At 42.6% G+C, this 17885-nt stretch carries 14 protein-coding genes and 2 tRNA genes; 9 read left to right on the top strand and 7 right to left on the bottom strand.

Annotated elements, in window-relative coordinates:
* Positions 1–73: 73 nt before the first annotated feature.
* The 4 genes from ACP7AE_RS04855 to ACP7AE_RS04870 all read right to left on the bottom strand — a co-directional run bounded on the left by ACP7AE_RS04855 (position 74) and on the right by ACP7AE_RS04870 (position 4784).
* Complete coding sequence (locus tag ACP7AE_RS04855) at positions 74–1735, bottom strand: ABC1 kinase family protein (RefSeq protein WP_426241680.1); 1662 nt, start codon at positions 1733–1735, stop codon at positions 74–76.
* Positions 1736–1871: 136 nt separating this feature from the next.
* Positions 1872–2576: a ubiquinone biosynthesis accessory factor UbiJ gene (locus ACP7AE_RS04860; protein WP_201540066.1), complete on the bottom strand. Its 705-nt coding sequence runs from the start codon at positions 2574–2576 to the stop codon at positions 1872–1874.
* 291 nt (positions 2577–2867) lie between these two features.
* On the bottom strand, positions 2868–3992 hold the full coding sequence (ubiE, locus tag ACP7AE_RS04865; protein ID WP_426241682.1) for a bifunctional demethylmenaquinone methyltransferase/2-methoxy-6-polyprenyl-1,4-benzoquinol methylase UbiE: 1125 nt from the start codon (positions 3990–3992) through the stop codon (positions 2868–2870).
* An 81-nt stretch (positions 3993–4073) separates the two neighbouring features.
* Positions 4074–4784, bottom strand: coding sequence for an FFLEELY motif protein (locus ACP7AE_RS04870; RefSeq protein WP_201540068.1), 711 nt, complete (start codon positions 4782–4784; stop codon positions 4074–4076).
* A 253-nt stretch (positions 4785–5037) separates the two neighbouring features.
* Between ACP7AE_RS04870 and ACP7AE_RS04875 the strand changes: the two genes are divergently transcribed.
* Complete coding sequence (locus ACP7AE_RS04875; RefSeq protein WP_426241684.1) at positions 5038–6738, top strand: ATPase; 1701 nt, start codon at positions 5038–5040, stop codon at positions 6736–6738.
* Positions 6739–7376: 638 nt separating this feature from the next.
* The gene (locus ACP7AE_RS04880; protein ID WP_045448242.1) at positions 7377–8984 is read left to right on the top strand and encodes an inorganic phosphate transporter; all 1608 of its coding nucleotides are present in this window, start codon (positions 7377–7379) and stop codon (positions 8982–8984) included.
* Positions 8985–9104: 120 nt separating this feature from the next.
* Here ACP7AE_RS04880 and ACP7AE_RS04885 read toward each other — a convergent pair whose 3' ends face one another.
* On the bottom strand, positions 9105–10754 hold the full coding sequence (locus ACP7AE_RS04885) for an aminotransferase class I/II-fold pyridoxal phosphate-dependent enzyme (protein WP_426241687.1): 1650 nt from the start codon (positions 10752–10754) through the stop codon (positions 9105–9107).
* Positions 10755–11212: 458 nt separating this feature from the next.
* Here ACP7AE_RS04885 and msrB point away from each other — a divergent pair, with 458 nt between their 5' ends.
* The 4 genes from msrB to ACP7AE_RS04905 all read left to right on the top strand — a co-directional run bounded on the left by msrB (position 11213) and on the right by ACP7AE_RS04905 (position 12791).
* The gene (gene msrB / locus ACP7AE_RS04890; protein WP_045448234.1) at positions 11213–11638 is read left to right on the top strand and encodes a peptide-methionine (R)-S-oxide reductase MsrB; all 426 of its coding nucleotides are present in this window, start codon (positions 11213–11215) and stop codon (positions 11636–11638) included.
* A gap of 159 nt (positions 11639–11797) precedes the next feature.
* Positions 11798–12283 (top strand): glutathione peroxidase, encoded by a 486-nt coding sequence (locus ACP7AE_RS04895; RefSeq protein WP_426241689.1) that lies wholly within the window; start codon positions 11798–11800, stop codon positions 12281–12283.
* Between the two features lie 304 nt (positions 12284–12587).
* A tRNA-Val gene (locus tag ACP7AE_RS04900) sits at positions 12588–12663 on the top strand.
* A gap of 51 nt (positions 12664–12714) precedes the next feature.
* Positions 12715–12791 (top strand) — tRNA-Asp (locus ACP7AE_RS04905).
* 273 nt (positions 12792–13064) lie between these two features.
* Here ACP7AE_RS04905 and ACP7AE_RS04910 read toward each other — a convergent pair.
* Positions 13065–14546: an ATP-binding protein gene (locus tag ACP7AE_RS04910; protein ID WP_426241691.1), complete on the bottom strand. Its 1482-nt coding sequence runs from the start codon at positions 14544–14546 to the stop codon at positions 13065–13067.
* 1 nt (position 14547) lies between these two features.
* Positions 14548–15315: a heavy metal response regulator transcription factor gene (locus ACP7AE_RS04915; RefSeq protein ID WP_426241693.1), complete on the bottom strand. Its 768-nt coding sequence runs from the start codon at positions 15313–15315 to the stop codon at positions 14548–14550.
* Between the two features lie 223 nt (positions 15316–15538).
* Between ACP7AE_RS04915 and ACP7AE_RS04920 the strand changes: the two genes are divergently transcribed.
* The 3 genes from ACP7AE_RS04920 (at position 15539) to copM (ending at position 17552) form a co-directional block, all read left to right on the top strand.
* Entirely contained in the window at positions 15539–16147 is a 609-nt protein-coding gene (locus ACP7AE_RS04920; RefSeq protein ID WP_201540074.1) for a DUF411 domain-containing protein, read from the top strand.
* A 77-nt stretch (positions 16148–16224) separates the two neighbouring features.
* Complete coding sequence (locus ACP7AE_RS04925) at positions 16225–16692, top strand: DUF305 domain-containing protein (RefSeq protein WP_227676449.1); 468 nt, start codon at positions 16225–16227, stop codon at positions 16690–16692.
* Between the two features lie 125 nt (positions 16693–16817).
* Positions 16818–17552, top strand: a complete 735-nt coding sequence (copM, locus tag ACP7AE_RS04930; protein ID WP_227676451.1) for a CopM family metallochaperone — start codon at positions 16818–16820, stop codon at positions 17550–17552.
* The last annotated feature ends 333 nt before the right edge of the window (positions 17553–17885 follow it).

Genomic DNA, 17885 nt, shown 5'->3' on the forward strand with positions numbered 1-17885 from the left:
GGAGTTTATTGAATAAAAATTAGATAGTAATGGCTATTAACCAATACTTATTTTTATTAAAAGTAACAAAGCGTTAGGCTAAAATACGCCAAACGACAACCAAAATAGCCAATATATAAAAGATAGGCGAGAGCCAGCCAACAACCTGTGTTGCAATGGCAATGAAAATGGCAAAACCTGACAGTGCTAGCCAATCTCGGCGGCGATCATTAAGCATATCCGCACGAATTTGTTGTATTTCTCGCAGTTGACTGTCTTGGCGTGATCCTTGTGAGGCAAGGCTTTGTAAGCCTTGATCCAGTAGCTTTGGAATATCAGTCGTAGATAATAAAATCTCTGGTAACTGCTGGCGTAAATGTTGTAAATTACGCATCGGATCGAGCTGCTCTTTAATCCAACTGCTTAAAATCGGCTTGGCAAGTGACCAGATATCAAGGTCAGGATACAAGTCGCGACCGAGTCCTTCGACATGAACCAAGGTCTTCAATAGCAGCATGAGTTGCGGCGGAATACTCATATGGTGACGACGTGCGATATCTAAAATTTGCATTAAGACACCAGCAAAGTCGATATCATTGATAGACTTTTGTAGCATTGGACCAACCGTGCGTTTCATATCGCGCATCAGGGCATGCTTGTCTGTATTTGGTGGAATCCAACCGGCACGGCTGACGATATCAACCATCGCCGTAAAGTTGTTATTCATCACCGCCAACAGCATGCGTGCGACGATAAGCTGATCGTCTTTTGATAGCGTACCCATGATGGCGCAATCAAGTCCGATATAGCGTGGTTCATGCCCTAAGTCAACCGCTGCCATATCTGCGGTGAGTGTTTTAACTGGCGGCGTCTCTACAAACACATTACCCGGATGCATATCGGCATGGAAGAAGTTATCGCGGAATACTTGGGTAAAAAATATCGTTAAGCCTTTTTCTGCTAGTGCTGCTCGGTCATAACCTAGCTTATCAAACACTGCAACTTGCGAGATAGGAACGCCTTGGATACGCTCCATGACCATCACATTTTTGGCAGAATCATAGACTTCTGGTACATACATCAATGCCGAGCCCAAGAAGTTGTTGCGCATCTGAGTGGTATTGTCTGCCTCTAAGGTCAAATCCAGCTCGTTTAACATCACTTGGCGATAGTCTTCGACAATATCTATAATATGAATGGCACGTGCCGCTTCAATACGCGCTGATGCCCAATTGGCCAGCTCACGTAGTAGCTCAAAATCAGCAATGATGGTGGTACGGATATCAGGACGCACCACTTTTACCACCACTTCACGACCATCATGCAATGCAGCAGTATGTACTTGGGCAATAGAAGCCGCCGCTAGAGGTTTGACATCAAAGCGTGCGAACAAGGTGCCAATCGATTGACCAAGACCGTGTTTGGGGTCTTGGATTTGGGTAATGGCCACATCAGAATTGAAAGGTTTGACTTTGTCTTGTAGCTGAACCAATTGCTCGATAATCTCAGGCGGCACTAAATCGCGACGCGTTGACAGTAGTTGGCCAAGCTTTAAAAACAGCGTGCCCATGTCTTCAAGCGCATATTTAATCGCATTGGGTTGGTGTTTTTTACCCCACGCCGCTGGATGTAGGCGAATCAAACGTGCCAAAGGTTGCAGCTGTGGCGCGTCTTCGATAGAAAGATGAGTATCGATGCGATAAGTTGCGGCGATACGCCAAAGCTCAAGTAAACGGGCGCGATGAGATAATAGCATGAGGTATGGGTACTCTAAAGAAAGTCAAAATAGGGTGGGCACTGCACTTATTTATAAACTGTGCTTATCTATAAATTGCACTTATCTATAAACAGTGCTGTCGATAATAGAATTTAGCGATCATCGACGACAACAGTTATTGATGAAACGAGTTATTGAGAAAGCGTGCCTGTTCATCTTTGATAGCAGCAAGTTTGGCCTCTTCACGTTCGACATCAGCCCGCAGCTTTAATAGTTGCTGCTTAAGATCGTTTACTTCTGCTGTCTCGATAGGATCAGGAGCACTATTACCAGCCACCTCATTAGCCCAGTCGCTGACGTCATCAAAAGCGCGTTTGGCACTATGGCGCCAGCTACCTTTTAGCTGTGATATAAGCAGATGCAACTGACTGACCATCGGCTTACCAATAAATGGCTCAAGCTGTCCTGCAACATCTGGGTCGAAACCTGCGACCAGTTGTTTGAGCTGCATTAGTACCTTGTAATCACCCGCGATAGGTAAATTGCCTTCGGCACCACGCATCAGATTCAGCAGTTGCGCTGGGTTATCTACAGTAATGGTACAGTCTGGACGACTATGACCAATCCGTGCGCGCTCCATACTGGCTTGTTGGTGCTCGTTCATCGCGCCACTTTGCTCAAACACACTCTCGGTTGTCACCGGCTCAAAACGCAAACGCTCATGAGTGAATAAAATATCCAAACGAATCTCAGGCATGGCCATATTGAGTCGCAATACTTTGCCAGCAAGCGGTGCCAATCCTGATTTGGTAATTTCATCACTCGCAATAGCAAGGTTAATCAGCTTTTCGGCACCCGCCAAAAGTAGAACAGTCAGCATAAGGCTCTCGCATATTCAATTGAGCGCCTTTAGAAAAGCGCAGGGTTTGTAAAGGTCAGTTGCCACCACTTTACGTGATGGCATGTCTATTACTATGTAGGGCGTGTCTTCATTTCAAAAATGGAGATAAAAATGAGATAAATTGCCGTCAAACAAGAAAAATAGCGTAGATAATATCGGGATATTAACAAGCTATTTGACGATGTTTGGCAATATTTATCCATTTTTAGCCCATTTAGATGACTATTGAGTGAATTGAAGACACGCCCTAATGTAATTTAAAACTTAATCTTACGCTTTAAAGCCGCGGTGGACGGCGACAATACCAGCCGTCAAGTTATGATAATCACAATTTTCAAAGCCCGCTTGCATCATCATCTGCTTTAGCGTCTGTTGATCAGGATGCATACGAATCGATTCGGCCAAGTATTGATAACTCTCAGAATCATTGGCAATCAGCTTGCCCATAATAGGTAAGGCGGTAAATGAGTATAAATCATAGGCTTTAGACAATGGCTCAAATACTGGCTTAGAGAACTCCAAAATTAATAAACGACCACCTGGCTTCAGCACGCGATACATCGATTTGAGCGCTGCGTCTTTGTCCGTTACATTACGTAGACCAAAGCTGATAGTGACCAAATCAAAGCTATTGTCATCGAATGGCGCGAGTGTTTCTGCATTGGCAAGTACAAAATCGACGTTATTGCAGCCAGCATTGATTAAGCGTTCACGACCGACTTCTAGCATGGCGGCATTGATATCTGATAACACCACATGACCATTTCTGCCGACTTCACGGCTAAAGACTTTGGCTAAATCACCCGTACCGCCAGCGATATCAAGCACATGTTGACCCGCACGTACGCCTGATAAGCTGATGGCATAACGCTTCCATAGGCGATGAATACCAAATGACATTAAGTCGTTCATGATGTCGTATTTTTTGGCAACTGAGGTAAAAACATCGGCAACGCGTGCTTGTTTTTCAGCTTTATTGACAGTCTTGTAGCCAAAATGCGTTTCTTCATTACCATCGGTATCAGGCGTATGCGGATTATTGATATCATCACGCTGATTAAAAAGTGTTTGTTTGGCGGTTTGTATTTGTGCAGATGCATTGTCTACAGTGTTGCTGCTAGTGTTGTTATTTGGCATAGTGGTTTGTTGGCCTTGTGGCGTTCCCGTTGGTAGGTCTTGGACTTGTGTAAAGTCATTTCTCTTGCTGTTTTCGACGCCAGCATCAATACCCGTATTAAGCGTGCTATTAGTTTCATAGTTTTGACGTGCTTGCACTTGTGCCGTAATATTTTGATTGTGGGTGATGCTGTCTCTGACCAATTTATCTTGTAAATGACCAGTGATGATAGGTTTTTGATCGAGATGAGCGTTGTTATTATGGGTGTTATCGGTCATAGCATTATCCTGTGATTCACTTTTATGGTTATTTGTTTGCAAGGTATAAAATAGCAGCTAACCAAGCAAATGATGCGTCTATCATACACCAAACGTCATTGGCTTACCGCCATTATCCGTCTCATGAACACGGTCAATAATCTCAAGCTCACGCTCACAAAACGGTTCAATAAAGCCGCTGACACTTTTTAGTGGTTTCATCGCTTTAAAGCCTGAATCGATAAATTCATACAAAGGCTGATAGTTGTAACGGTAGGCGGTGCCTTTAGCCAAGGCAAAGGCTTTTTGCAACATAAAAGAGTTTATATATTTATCGGTACGATAGCACACCTCTTTTAAATGACCGATTTGGATACGTCTGGTGTCGGCTTCGTTGACTACGCGATAGGCGGTCAGCATGTTGTCTTCGTTAACGACTAAATCTTGAGACAATAGCCATTCTGCTAAATGTAAATCTAGCTCTATCGCTAAAATAGCCGCTTGTATCGCCATGCTGCCAGTCTCTAAAGCCGCTGCTGGCGCAAAACGCTCGACTTTTTGCGCTTTAGGCACAATACGTTCTAACTGTTTGGCCAACAATTTAAACTCATCGCCGCCATACAATTGGGTCAAAAAATAATCTGCCATTAATTGATTTTGAGGTTGTTCGAACAGGTCTTTGTGAGTGTTTTGAATACGATCTCGTTGCCAAGCTTGCACCTCGCTAAGTTTATCGTTTAATGCCAAATCTTCATGATAAGGCAGTGCCCAAAAACGGTTCAAATGTTGTTGTAAGTCGGCTAAAGAGGCCATGGTCAGTAAACCTGCATAAAAGTAAAGAGGGTTAAAAGGTTGCGAATAAAAAGCTCAGAATAAACCGTGTTTTATACCTTTGGTTTTTGTATTTATAGAGCGTGATTACAGCATGTGTCTGAGATTGTGTTCACCTTAAAAGAAAATAAAGCAGAATACAAATGTCAAACTGTTACATAGCAGCGTTATTTACCGAATTGCTGCAATGCTATGATGACGCTAATACGCTTTCAATCATAGGATGATGACAGTTATGAGCAAAAATAATAAGACAACTGAATCCACCGCACCACAAGCGCTAAGTGCACAATTTAGTGAGCAAATTGTTGATGAGCGCCTAACCCCCAATCCCCTGAGCCAGTTTTCTATGGACAAAGATGCACTGAGATTGGCACTGGTCACGGCCCAATATGCTCTACGAGCAACGCGGCAACAGACGCCACCAATCCTCAATAAACCAACAGGGCTATTGGTATTGGTCAATGGTATGGAGCAGGCCGGCAAGGGCACTGCTGTCAAGCAATTGCGCCAATGGGTAGATCCTCGACTACTTAAAGTTGAGGCAACCGTTGGTGATTGTCCCTTAGCGTATCAGCCGATTTGGCAGGCACATACCAAGGCGTTACCCCGTCATGGCGATGTAATGGTTTATTTTGGCAACTGGTATGCTGACTTGCTTTATAACGTCATGCGTATGGCAACGTCAGACAATGACAATAATAAGGAACAGTCAAAAAATCCAAAATCAAAAGGCACAAAGCCTGACAATGACAAGTCTGACAACGACAAAGCGTTACCGTTTGCGCAATGGCAAGCATATTTACAGCAGCAGCTTATTAAGCTACAAGCATTCGAACAAGATTTAGCTGCCAATCAAACCCGACTGCTTAAATGCTGGTTCCATGTAGATATTGAAACGTTGCAAGCGCGATTGAATGACGATGAAGCTGATCCGCAGTTTTTATACCAAATTGACTGGAATAGTAAAAAAGTTATCGAAACCTTTAATCAAGTGGCTACCGTTCTGCTACGCCAGCAAGATGATTGGATCATCATTGATGGTGATGACAAGTCAGATGCGGCTGACCATTTTTGCCATGAAGTGCTACAAGCGATGCAAACCGCGCTAATGAGTAGTAAAAGAAATACAGTACAAACCTCTGATAAGTCAAAGGCTAAGAAGCAAGCTCAGCAAGCACTCGAATCAGCAAAGTTTGAACCTGTAAAAATTCCTAAATTTTTAAAAGATATCAATGATGCAGAGATTGATAAGTCGGACTACCGTGATACGTTGGTAGAAAAACAAGTTCGCCTTGCCCAGTTGCTGCGTGCGCGCAAAGGGCGTCATATCGTTTTTGCCTTTGAAGGAATGGACGCTGCTGGCAAAGGTGGCGCGATTAAAAGGTTGGTTGCGCCGCTCGACCCACGCGAGTATCAAATTTATAATATCAGTGCGCCAATGTTATATGAGCTGCAACATCCTTATCTATGGCGTTTTTGGACCAAACTTCCGAACGAACAAACCGACCGTATTAGCCGTATTGCCATTTTTGATCGGACTTGGTATGGGCGCGTTTTGGTTGAGCGCATTGAGGGTTTTGCCACTGATGAGGAATGGCAGCGTGCTTACGATGAAATCAATCGCTTTGAGGCGGATTTAGCCGTGGCGGGGACAATCGTTATCAAATACTGGTTGGCTATCGATAAAAAAGAACAGCTTAAACGTTTTGAGGCACGTCAGGAGACACCGCACAAGCAGTTTAAGCTGACGGACGATGACTGGCGCAACCGTGATAAATGGTCGGATTATGTGCAGTCTGCGGCGGATATGCTGGCACGTACCGATACAGAGTACACACCGTGGTGCGTCATCGCGACCAATGAGAAGCGTCAAGCACGTTTGGATGTTTTAGACCATGCGATTAAGCAACTATCAGCGGTGTGTGGCAGCTGATATGTGATTGGTCATTCAATTAGGTAGCTGGTTACAAAGCGCCATAATTATATATTTAACGTTAAATAAATTCAGGGAAAGAGAGTATAATGCGGCGTTACAGCAGGATGTTTTCTAACACATATGCTGGCAGTTACAAATCTTGCAATATCATCATGCATTATGCGCTTATATTTAATATAATAGGCGCGTAATAGCTCCTGCTGTGCACGAAACTCACTGAGTGAGTAGCGTGTTTTATCCTTTGACACAGACATTTTAATCACTCTGGTTAATAAATTTGGCAAAGGTTCTTACAATAGCAGTTATTAGCACCAAAATTATTACTACGACATCTCTAAGCCGCAAGCTGCTGTAATCAGACGATTTGGCAATATTCCTTGCGGCTTTGTGACATATTGAGTGATGTGTTTTACCTTATTTACTGCCTTTACGCAAAATTGAATACAAGTAAATAAAAGGTAAGCGCTAGGGTAGAGCACCAAAATAGCAGTAAGAAAAACCGTTTTTTAGCAAGTATATTGCGCGTTTCATATACGTTATATTAATGTCAGAAGCTATCACGAGCATTATTAATAGCCGCGCAATGTCATCAACCGCCTATAATTTCAATCAGCTTACGCAGGACGTATCAACGTATGGGTATTAGCAACAGTTCTACAGAGCCAGTCAAATCAGTCGGTTCTATGAGAATAAATCTATTTTTTGCCATTTTACTGATTGCGATGACCGCCTACTTTTTGTGGTGGGGTCTAGATTACACGATGCGTCAACAGACGACGCTATTTATTGTGGCCACCGCTTTTGGTGTCTTTATGGCATTCAATATTGGTGGTAACGATGTCGCCAACTCCTTTGGTACCTCAGTAGGTGCAGGGACGTTGACTATCCCGCAAGCGCTGGGTATCGCCGCGATATTTGAAGTGTCCGGAGCCGTACTGGCAGGTGGTGAAGTCACCGATACTATTCGAAGCGGCATTGTCGATTTAGATGGTCTTTCAGTAACGCCCAACCAATTCATTTATGTCATGTTATCAGCGCTTATCGCTGCCGCATTTTGGCTGTTATTTGCCACCAAAAAAGGTCTGCCCGTTTCGACCACGCACGCCATTATTGGCGGCGTTGTTGGTAGCTCTATTGTATTAGGTATCACGTTAGGTGGTACTGAAATGGCATTATCAACGGTGAATTGGAGTACGATTGGCACCATCGCAATTTCTTGGGTATTATCACCGCTATTGGGCGGCGTTTTGTCCTATGTATTATATGGACAGATTAAGAAAAACATCATTGAGTATAATGATAGAACAGAGGCGCACATTGCGACTTTGAAAGGCGACAAAAAAACCTTAAAACAAAACCACAAAGAATTTTTGGACGGTTTAACAGAATCAGAACAACTTGCCTATACGTCAGCGATGTTGCGTGATCAAGAAATCTACAAAGATGATGATTGCGATGTTGAAGATTTAGAGACTGACTACTATAAACAGCTTTATGAGATTGAAAATGAACGCAGCAACCTTGATACGCTAAAAGCGTTGAAGCAATGGGTTCCTATCATTGCGGCTGCAGGCGGCGCGGTCATGGCCTCTTTGGTCATCTTTAAGGGTCTAAAGAATGTCAATAATGGCATGACGACGCTGCAAGGCTTTTTAATCATGGGTATGATCGCGGCGCTAGTGTGGCTTGCGACCTTTATCTATACCAAGAGTATCCGCGGTAAACATAAAGAGGATTTGACCAAAGCGACGTTTATTATGTTTAGCTGGATGCAAGTCTTTACCGCCTCTGCTTTTGCCTTTAGCCATGGCTCAAACGATATTGCCAATGCAGTAGGCCCTTTTGCCGCGATTATGGATGTTATTCGTACCAATAGCATTGCGACTGAAGCCGCTGTACCGCCTGCGGTTATGCTGACCTTTGGTGTTGCGCTTATCGTTGGTCTTTGGTTCATCGGCAAAGAAGTCATTCAAACGGTTGGTACCAACTTGGCAAAAATGCATCCCGCTTCTGGTTTTTCAGCTGAATTGGCTGCGGCTGCAGTGGTAATGGGCGCATCAACCATGGGTCTGCCCGTATCGAGCACGCATACGCTAGTTGGCGCGGTACTTGGCATCGGTATTGTCAATAGAGACACCAATTGGGCGTTGATGAAACCTATCGGTTTGGCATGGATCATTACTCTTCCTGCAGCAGCGGCAATGTCTGCAATCAGTTATATCATTTTGGTCAATATTTTTTAACACGTACGCTTATTAAAGTTTTTGTTTAAGTCTTATTTAACGTTATTTATAAGCATGTTTCAAATAAAAAACGCTTATCAGCATCACGCCGATAAGCGTTTTTTTATGTCAAATTAAGGTCTATTCGGTACCAAATTGTTTGCGCTTTTTGGCAAAGAAGCGATCTAAGCTATCCATGGCATCCTCTAAATCATGTAGGTTTGGCAAAAATACCAAGCGGAAATGATCGGGCTTATCCCAGTTAAAGCCTGTTCCTTGCACCATTAAGACATTTTCTTCAACAAGCAAATCCATCATAAATGCCATATCATCTTCGATAGGGTAAATATCAGGATCCATCTTTGGAAAGCAATAAAACGCGCCTTGTGGCATGGTACAAGAGATACCTTTGATCGCATTAAGTCGTGACACGGCCATTTCACGCTGCTTATATAAGCGCCCACGCTCTGACGTGAGCTCTTTCATGCTTTGATAGCCGCCCATCGCGGTTTGAATAGCGTATTGACCTTGGACGTTGGAACACAAGCGCATAGACGCTAACATGTCCAAGCCTTCGATAAAGTCAGTAGCATGGTGCTTTTTGCCAGACACCATCATCCAACCTGCGCGGAATCCCGCGATACGATGCGATTTTGATAATCCATTGTATGAGAGCACCAGCACATCATCAGTCAAGGTGCTCATTGGGGTGTGTACCATATCATCATAAAGAATGCGATCATAAATTTCATCGGCCATGATGATTAAATCATGCGCTTTAGCGACCTCAATAATTTGTTTCAGCAATTCATCACTATAAAGCGAACCTGTTGGATTATTAGGGTTAATCACCACGATACCTTTGGTTTTAGAGGTGATTTTAGATTTAATGTCTTCGATATCAGGATGCCAATTGTCGTCTTCATTACAGCGATAATGTACCGCTGTGCCGCCAGCTAGGTTCGCCGCTGCCGTCCAAAGCGGGTAATCTGGCATTGGGATAAGCACTTCGTCACCATCATTCATCAAAGCCTGCATGGTCATTACAATCAGCTCAGAAACTCCGTTGCCCAAATAGACATCACGGACATCAACTGCCGATAGCAACCCCTTTGATTGATAGTACTGTAGGACGGCTTTGCGCGCTGAAAAAATCCCTTGCGAGTCGGAATAACCGGTCGCGTCTGGTAGGTTCATCGCCACATCGCGCAAAATCTCATGCGGGGCTTCTAAACCAAAGGGGGCTGGGTTACCGACATTCAACTTTAATATACGTTTGCCTTCTGCTTCCATCTTATTGGCTGTTTGTAGGAGCGGGCCGCGAATGTCGTAGCAAACATTTTGTAATTTATCCGATTTTTTTATTGTGTTCATAGTGTGACCACTCATAGGGTTATTTTGTGAGTTTGTATCTATAGAAGGAGTTGTAGTAGTGTGATTGGCTTGGGAGTCACGTATCTTGTCAGTTTGAGCAGATGACGTATTTTGACTATCCTTATTATGAGAATGAGTGCTTTCACTCACCTCTTTATTATTATCACTGTCGTTTTTTAGTTCACCGCGTAACAGATAGCCTTCGCTGCAGCCTAAAATGTGTGCTAGCGTTGGTAGCTTAGATGACACAATGCCATTGGTGCCACGCTCCCAATTCGAGATAGCCCCGCGACTGACTTTTGCGCCTGCTGCGGTCATGGCTTGCGCTAATTGCTCAGCAGTCAGCCCTTTATCACGACGTAGCTGTACCAGTCTTTCGGCTTGTGTGCTTTTATTTTTGTCATCAGCCATAATCATTCAAGCCTTTATTCATTAGTTGGTAATGGAGAGAAGGAAAGCAGGCATTTGTTTTAATTAAGCCTTAATGCAAGATATTATTGCATTATCAGTATCAATGCAAGCTGTTTTTAAGGCAACAACGCTAATGCAAGAATAACTTGCATTAGCGTTGTTGCTTCATTGCTGCTCTACTAGATATTAAACTTCTTTCAGAGAGTTATTATCATGGCTACATCTGTATTCATTGATACGTTAAGAAAATTTGCTGTATTTTATTTATCATAGCTTTTTCGATACCTTACGCTATCACTTGTTTATGATGGTTTTCTTGTAATGTATGCCTTGAATATTGAGTGAATAAACAATAGATAAGGCCCATCGTTTTTATAAAAATATGGCGATAAAGTGTTAGTTAATAGCAGATAAAAGCTAATGCTAATGGATGAGATAATACATACCCAAATTAAGGATACATTATGCAAGATAATCAACTTAGCCAAGAAGAAATCAGCCAATTAACAGAAGCTGATTGGAAAGAGCGTTTGAGTGCTGATGAATATCACGTGATGCGTGAAAAGGGTACAGAACGCCCATTTACGGGCGTCTATAACGATGCGACTGATGATGGTATTTATCGCTGCAAAGGCTGCGGTGCGAGCTTATTTGACTCAAGCAATAAATTTGATGCCAGCTGTGGTTGGCCAAGTTTTGACCAAGGAGTTGATAACAGCGCTATCGAGGAGCATGTGGATAATTCGCTTGGCATGACGCGGACAGAAGTAACCTGTAGTAACTGCGGCGCACATTTAGGTCATGTCTTCCCTGACGGCCCAAGCGAGACGACGGGGATGCGCTATTGCATCAATTCTGTGTCTATTGATTTAGATAAATCTGAAAAGTAATTGTTAAAAAAATTGCTTAGAGTATTTTAGAGTCATGGCAGGGAAGCGCGAGATGCTGCCTTGCCAGTTATTAGTATTATTAACGTTTTCAATGTTATTGAAAAATGAGCACAGTTTAAAAAAACCAAAATAATAAATTAATCAATTTAAGGACAAATGATGAGTACTATTTATGATTTTACCGCTGAACGTATGGACGGTACTTCACAAGCCTTTGCTGATTATCAAGGTAAGGTGTTATTAATCGTCAATACCGCGAGCAAATGTGGATTTACGCCGCAATTTGAAGGCCTAGAGGCAGTATATCAGCAATATAAAGATCAAGGATTGGTCGTTATTGGTTTCCCCTGTAATCAATTTGGCGGGCAAGATCCAGGCAGTAATGAGGAGATTGGCGCATTTTGTCAAAAGAACCATGGTGTCAGTTTCCCAATGATGGCGAAGGTTGATGTCAATGGCAAAGACGCTCATCCTATTTTTGATTGGCTTAAAGAGCAAAAGGGTGGCGTATTAACAGACGGTATCAAATGGAATTTTACTAAGTTTTTAATTGGTAAAGATGGACAGGTCATTGACCGCTATGCGCCAACCACCAAACCAGAAGCCATAAAAATGGATATCGAACAAGCATTAGCCAGTAAATAGGGTCATGCTTGAAAATTTATTGGTTTTTTATAAAAATATAAATCCAATGAAAACATAGGCTTGTCAGATTAATAAATAAAAACCTATAAAATAGGTTAAAAAACTGAAAATACTGTTTGACAGCCATGTGTAAATCTATATAATACACACCCACAGCAAGGGGACTTAATTAAGTTCAATGTTGTTAGAATTTTTACTGACTTAAAGCGTGACAACTTTAAAGATTAAACTTTCTATAAAATTCCTTTTAAGGAATTTTAACTTGCGAAGCTAAAATTGCAGTGCAATTTTTTAACGCTTCTCAGGGTGATTAGCTCAGTTGGTAGAGCGTCTGCCTTACACGCAGAATGTCGGCGGTTCGAATCCGTCATCACCCACCACTCTTTTTAGCGAGTGTCTCTGTAATAAGAGAAGATGCTAAGACGACCTAAGCAGCGGTAGTTCAGTTGGTTAGAATACCGGCCTGTCACGCCGGGGGTCGCGGGTTCGAGTCCCGTCCGCTGCGCCATATTTAGTAAAAAGCTAAAACAAATTTAAACCTTCGAGTTTAAGCAAGTTTCGCCTCAAACATAATTTTGTTTGGGGTTTTTTTGTGTCTGTGTTTCCGCTTAAAGCCTTTATCCGTAAGGTTTGATTATTCTTTCTCTATCAACCCCTAAGAAGTAGTCTACTCTTTAATAATATATTTTCTATAAGTCTGTGTGCATGCACTCTGCTTTTTAAAAATCGGTGACCACCTGCTCGGTGACCAAATGGTGACCATTTCTCGATCAAACCCGCCCTATGATTCTTTTAATAACTGTACGTTAACTTGAAAGTAATACTCATCCTTAATGGTAATACTGACTTTGCCGTTATGGGCATTGACGATCGCTTGTACGATGGCCAATCCCAGCCCTGTGCCCGAATGCTGATTATTGGATTTGTGATGACGATAAAAGCGTTCAAACAGTCTATCTGCTTCCGCTTGAGTTAGAGGCGTCTGCAAGCGATTAGTGATGGTGATGTTTAGCGATGGCTGCTGAGCCGTTTCTCTAAGGGCGTGAGCGTTATGTTTTATGAGGCTAGCAGTCTTAGAAACGGCGGTAATAGTAATGATACTGTCGCTGCCGGCGTAGTAAATCGCATTAGATATCAAGTTGGCAAACAGCCTTTGTAACAAGCTCTCATCCCCTAATACCACATCAAATGCCCCTTTTTTCTCAAAAGAGATACCGCGCTCTTCGGCTATCAGCTCAAAATAATCGATGAGCTTAATTATCAGTGAGTCGGTATCGACAAGATGACGTTGTGAGTCGTAGAGACCTTTTTGAGTTTTTGCCAGCAATAGCATATTGTTAATGAGCAGGGATAGTTGCTTGAGCGTGTCGTGTTGATGATGTAGCTGCTCGACATATTCTTGATGGTCTCTAGGTTTACTGAGCATCACTTGAGTTTGGGTACTTAATGTTGCCAGTGGTGTGCGCAGTTCGTGAGCAATGTCATCTGAAAACTGTGATAATGAGGCAAAGTTGTGTTCAAGTTTATCCATCATGGCATTATAAGCGTCAGCCAAGGGTCGCAACTCGCTTGGCATTTCAGAGACGATGATTCTATCGTCTAACTGCTCGGCGTTGATACGTGCCATTTTTTGACTGATGGTCGCTAAGGGGGCAAATCCTAGATAGACGCTAAAAGCCGCCACTGATACCAAGATAAAAGTGATCGCAATAAGTATCAGAATAAGATGGCGATTAAACTGGGCAAGGTATTGATGGTGCACATCAATCGGTAGCGCGATTAATGCCAAGCGACTAGAGTGCTCAATGACCAGCGCGCGATAATGACGATGATTAAGCTGCAAGTCAAAGGGTTGATCGCGGTGCTGCTGCCATAGTTTTTCGACCAATTGGGAGTCATTGAGTTTATCAATAAAATCCTTTGGCTGACTATTGATGACTTGTCCATTATGGTCAGTGATAATTGTTTTAACTTCATAATCTGGTCGAAAGATATCTACCACAGATGATGCTGTATTGTCGAGATGAGCAGGGTCGGCAAGGTTGTCAGAGCGCTGATCATCCGATGTCACCTCTGTCATGTACTGTCGTAAATTAAACGCAGCGTGAGTCAGGATCTCTGAGTCCATTTGTTCAAAATGATCATTAACCGAACGCTGTATCCATATGTACAAAAAAGCTTGAGATATCAGCACACATACCGTTAATACTAGGGTAGTGCGCCACAGTAATGACAAGCGTCGATGCTCGGATTTATATGCCATGCTATTTTACTTCAACATGATTGAGTTTAGAAACCGTATTAGCCTTATTACTCATATCAATGCTAGTTTCATTATTGACTGTAGCGGCGATATTGTCCGCTTCTAGTTTATAGCCCATACCGCGTACGGTATGAATGAGCTTATTTTCAAAGCCATCATCGATTTTACTTCGTAAGCGTCTTATCGCCACATCAATCACATTGGTATCGCTATCAAAATTCATATCCCATACTTGTGAAGCGATGACAGAGCGGGGCAATACTTCGCTTTGATGCTCAAGTAAAAACTGAAATAGCGCAAATTCTTTGGCCGTCAATTTGATAGAACCCTTATCTCGATGCACACTACGTTTGGCGATATCCAGTTTTAAATCAGCGATTTGAAGCACTGTGCTGGCGTAATCTGCTTGATTGGCACGGCGTAGTAAGCTTTTGATTCTGACCAACAGCTCAGCGAAGGCAAAAGGTTTGGTGAGATAGTCGTCACCGCCAATCTCAAAGCCTTTTATGCGGTCGCCAAGGTCATCTTTTGCGGTCAAAAATAATACAGGGGTGGTGTTACCAGCAGCGCGATAGTTACTGACCAGCTCAAAACCATTGACATCAGGCAGCATCACATCCATCACCACGACAGTGAAGTCCTCAGTCATCAGAGCATGATAACCATCTAAACCTGTGGTTCTATGCTCAACGATAAAACCTGCCTCGCTTAAACCTTTTTTAATATAATCGCCAAGCGATAACTCATCTTCGACTAGCAATACTTTCATAGCATACTCGCGCCAATTATTTAGGATGAGATCAATATAAAATGTCTCTATTGCTATCAATCATAGAGGAATACTGGTAATAAACCTATGCTCAGTCTAGAAGATGACAAAATTGTCATCTTGGCGTCATCTGACTGTCAGAGTGGCTATGCTAGTTTGGCTTAAGTACATCCTAATTTTAATATTCAACATCATGAAATATTCAACACTATGAGAAGCCTCTATGATTCCTTTTACCGTTAAGTTTGTTCGAGGGTCAGCGGTCTTATTAACTGCTGCCATATTATCAGCATGTGGGCAATCTGACAGCAATGCTTCTAATGCTAGCCCCTCTACTACCAATGCCGCTAACGCCAGCAGTGGTGAGGCAAACGCTATACAGAGTAGGCAAACAGTAACAGAGACACCAGCCAACAATCCAGACCTGCTCAAGAACGTGTCAGCCACTGTCTATAAAGATGCCAATTGTGGCTGTTGTAAAGAATGGATAGGGCACGCAGAAGATAATGGGTTAACGGCAACTGCCCATGATGTTGCAGACTTGTCATTATTTAAAGAGCGTTACGGTGTACCTGCTGAGATGCGTTCTTGCCATACCGCCGTTACTAGTGATGGTTATGTCATCGAAGGTCATGTTCCTGCTAAGTATGTGGCTGAGTTTTTGCAAAATCCACCAAAGCAAGCCATTGGTTTGGCGGTACCGGGTATGCCCGTCGGTAGCCCTGGTATGGAATATCAAGATAAGTTTATGCCATACCAAATTATGCAAATCAATAAAGATGGCACAAACCAAGTATACGCTGAGATTGAGTCCGCAGAGCAGCAGCTATAAGCCAATACTTTAGATAGATTTTTTAAATTTCAGCTACTCATTGTAGTACTGATAGCAGCATTGATGGAGACTGACTGATGAATCATACAGAGCAAAAACAGATGAACCCTTATGTAAAGTTCACCCTCATGATTCTGACGTCTACCGTGGTGATGTATATCATGATGTACTTCAATACTTATGAGTGGGATCATATTTATTTTAGTGAGACCAGAGCCTATATGGCGCTATATATGGGCGCAGGCATGGCAGTGATTATGCTCGCCTTTATGAGCAATATGTACAAGAAAACTAAGGTCAACTTAATGATTTATGGTCTTAGTGTGCTGATGTTTGCCGTAGGTATATGGGGCGTCAGATCTCAAGCAACCGTCGATCAAGTGGATTGGATGCAGGCTATGATACCGCATCATTCAATTGCGATCTTAACCAGCTCAAGAGCCGATATAGAAGACCCTAGAGTACAGCAACTTGCTGACGACATCATCGAAGCACAAAAACGTGAAATTAAAGAGATGCAGGCACTAATCGAAGCATTAGAATAAATAGCCTTAAAACGCACTGCTTTTAGTACATAAATTAAATGATTTTTCCAACTGGTGGATCTTAGCTGATTTGCCAGTTTTTATATGAACCATAACTACCAAACGATCGTAATTAAGGATCTACTATGAAAATGATAAGAAACTCACGTCTTGCCATGCTTGCAGTTAGTGTCAGTGCCATGATGATGCTTGGCGCTTGTCAGCCGACGAATGATGTAACAGAGGCTAGTGTCAAAGACGAGGCGGCTCCCGTTAATAATGCTACAACAGATACTAGCGCGATGGATGCTCATGCAGGTCATGATATGTCAGGCGATGCGATGACGGGCATGCATGGAGAGTATAATGACTCTATGACTAAGATGCATGATGAGATGATGGCAGGCATGGCATACAACGATCCCGATGCTGCCTTTGCCCAAGGAATGCTCGGTCATCATATAGGTGCTGTTGATATGGCAGAGATTCAGCTAAAGTATGGTACGGATGCAGAAATGCGTCAGTTGGCACAAGAGATTATTGACGCTCAGAAAGCTGAAATTGAGCAAATGCAGAACTGGCTTGCCAACCATCCTGATGCTGCTGAGCCAACGTCTGATACTGAAGCCATGCAGACAGCTTATGCTAAAGGTATGGATACGATGCATAGTGAAATGATGGCAGGTATCGCTGACCCTAACCCAGATATGGCATTTGCTCGCGGTATGTTGCCGCATCATATTGGCGCAGTAGATATGGCAAAAATACAGCTAAAGTATGGCAAAAATGAAGAAATGCGTCAATTGGCACAACAAGTAATTGACGCGCAGCAGCCTGAAATTGAGCAAATGCAAAACTGGATAGCCAAGCATAATAGTTAAATAACGAGTGCTTAAGAATGGAGGTATTTTAGATAAAAAGCAGTGTCTTATATTTTTTAAGGTGCTGCTTTTTAGCTGCTAATCGATAGTATTTTGGTCTAATATTATTTGCCAATTAGATTGACCAAATTTTCCATCATGTCAATCACTGGTATAAAGGTTGCTTCTTCTGCTCTATATATTTTAATTTTTTCTAAAATTCTGCTATTGTCTGTATAGTAGAGTTCAGATAAAACCGATACAATACATAAAAACTAATCAACTATTCAGATAAACCATGACTTATTCAATCGACTATCGTAAACAAGTGCTGTCTAGCATCGATAATGGTCT

The sequence above is a fragment of the Psychrobacter sp. TWP2-1-2 genome, from assembly GCF_049896785.1.
Taxonomy (GTDB): Bacteria; Pseudomonadota; Gammaproteobacteria; order Pseudomonadales; family Moraxellaceae; genus Psychrobacter.

Coding starts and splice junctions, on each gene's coding strand:
- ACP7AE_RS04855 (WP_426241680.1), bottom strand. CDS start 1,735: ATGCTATTATCTCATCGCGCCCGTTTACTTGAGCTTTGGCGTATCGCC.
- ACP7AE_RS04860 (WP_201540066.1), bottom strand. CDS start 2,576: ATGCTGACTGTTCTACTTTTGGCGGGTGCCGAAAAGCTGATTAACCTT.
- ubiE (WP_426241682.1), bottom strand. CDS start 3,992: ATGACCGATAACACCCATAATAACAACGCTCATCTCGATCAAAAACCT.
- ACP7AE_RS04870 (WP_201540068.1), bottom strand. CDS start 4,784: ATGGCCTCTTTAGCCGACTTACAACAACATTTGAACCGTTTTTGGGCA.
- ACP7AE_RS04875 (WP_426241684.1), top strand. CDS start 5,038: ATGAGCAAAAATAATAAGACAACTGAATCCACCGCACCACAAGCGCTA.
- ACP7AE_RS04880 (WP_045448242.1), top strand. CDS start 7,377: ATGGGTATTAGCAACAGTTCTACAGAGCCAGTCAAATCAGTCGGTTCT.
- ACP7AE_RS04885 (WP_426241687.1), bottom strand. CDS start 10,754: ATGATTATGGCTGATGACAAAAATAAAAGCACACAAGCCGAAAGACTG.
- msrB (WP_045448234.1), top strand. CDS start 11,213: ATGCAAGATAATCAACTTAGCCAAGAAGAAATCAGCCAATTAACAGAA.
- ACP7AE_RS04895 (WP_426241689.1), top strand. CDS start 11,798: ATGAGTACTATTTATGATTTTACCGCTGAACGTATGGACGGTACTTCA.
- ACP7AE_RS04910 (WP_426241691.1), bottom strand. CDS start 14,546: ATGGCATATAAATCCGAGCATCGACGCTTGTCATTACTGTGGCGCACT.
- ACP7AE_RS04915 (WP_426241693.1), bottom strand. CDS start 15,315: ATGAAAGTATTGCTAGTCGAAGATGAGTTATCGCTTGGCGATTATATT.
- ACP7AE_RS04920 (WP_201540074.1), top strand. CDS start 15,539: ATGATTCCTTTTACCGTTAAGTTTGTTCGAGGGTCAGCGGTCTTATTA.
- ACP7AE_RS04925 (WP_227676449.1), top strand. CDS start 16,225: ATGAATCATACAGAGCAAAAACAGATGAACCCTTATGTAAAGTTCACC.
- copM (WP_227676451.1), top strand. CDS start 16,818: ATGAAAATGATAAGAAACTCACGTCTTGCCATGCTTGCAGTTAGTGTC.